This is a genomic window from Pseudomonas sp. YA1 (assembly GCF_058680555.1).
Map to the genome: position 1 here is coordinate 1 of NZ_JBZWBG010000047.1, position 990 is coordinate 990.

2 protein-coding genes are annotated in these 990 nt (G+C 70.6%); both read left to right on the top strand.

Annotation, left to right across the window (positions count from 1 at the left end; genetic code table 11):
- Window positions 1-77: hypothetical protein (locus AC4OR5_RS30890; RefSeq protein ID WP_435896613.1), on the top strand; the 77-nt coding region annotated here is incomplete at its 5' end.
- Between the two features lie 13 nt (window positions 78-90).
- Window positions 91-927, top strand: a complete 837-nt coding sequence (gene phzF, locus AC4OR5_RS30895; protein WP_003117652.1) for a phenazine biosynthesis protein PhzF — start codon at window positions 91-93, stop codon at window positions 925-927.
- The last annotated feature ends 63 nt before the right edge of the window (window positions 928-990 follow it).

The following is a 990-nucleotide window of genomic DNA, read 5'->3' on the forward strand; positions in this document are numbered from 1 at the left end:
AATCGGTGCTGACCCGCGAGGGTCCGCGCATCATCGCCGACCTGCTGCGCCACGCGCTGGTCGAGCGGCGGCCCTGAGCCAGGAGAGCCCATGCACAGATATGTCGTGATAGACGCCTTCGCCAGCGAACCGCTGCAAGGCAACCCGGTGGCGGTGTTCTTCGACTGCGACGACCTCAGCGGCGAGCGCATGCAGCGCATGGCGCGGGAGATGAACCTGTCGGAGAGCACCTTCGTGCTCCGCCCGCAACAGGACGGCGACGCGCGCATCCGCATCTTCACCCCGGTCAACGAACTGCCGTTCGCCGGCCACCCGCTGCTGGGCACCGCCATCGCCCTGGGCGCCGAGACCGATAAGGACAGGCTGTTCCTGGAGACCAGGATGGGCACCGTGCCCTTCGCCCTGGAGCGCCAGGACGGCAAGGTGGTGGCCTGCAGCATGCAGCAGCCGATCCCCACCTGGGAGCACTTCAGCCGACCGGCCGAGCTGCTCGCCGCCCTCGGCCTGAAGGGCTCGACCTTTCCCATCGAGGTCTACCGCAACGGCCCGCGCCACGTCTTCGTCGGCCTGGAGAGCGTCGCCGCGCTGTCCGCGCTGCACCCCGACCACCGCGCGCTGTGCGACTTCCCGGACCTGGCGGTGAACTGCTTCGCCGGCGCCGGGCGGCACTGGCGCAGCCGCATGTTCTCGCCGGCCTACGGCGTGGTCGAGGACGCCGCTACCGGCTCCGCCGCCGGGCCGCTGGCGATCCACCTGGCGCGCCACCGGCAGATCCCCTACGGGCAGCAGATCGAGATCCTCCAGGGCGTCGAGATCGGCCGGCCGTCGCGCATGTACGCCCGCGCCGAGGGTGCCGGCGAGCGGGTCTCGACGGTGGAAGTGTCGGGCAACGGCGCGGCCTTCGCCGAAGGCCGGGCCTACCTGTGAACGGGCAGAACGGAGGAACGCCGTGATGGGCGTCAACGCGAACATTTCCGAGTCCCTCACCGG

Excerpts from the sequence above, each read along its gene's own strand:
- phzF (WP_003117652.1), top strand. The coding sequence starts at position 91 with ATGCACAGATATGTCGTGATAGACGCCTTCGCCAGCGAACCGCTGCAA.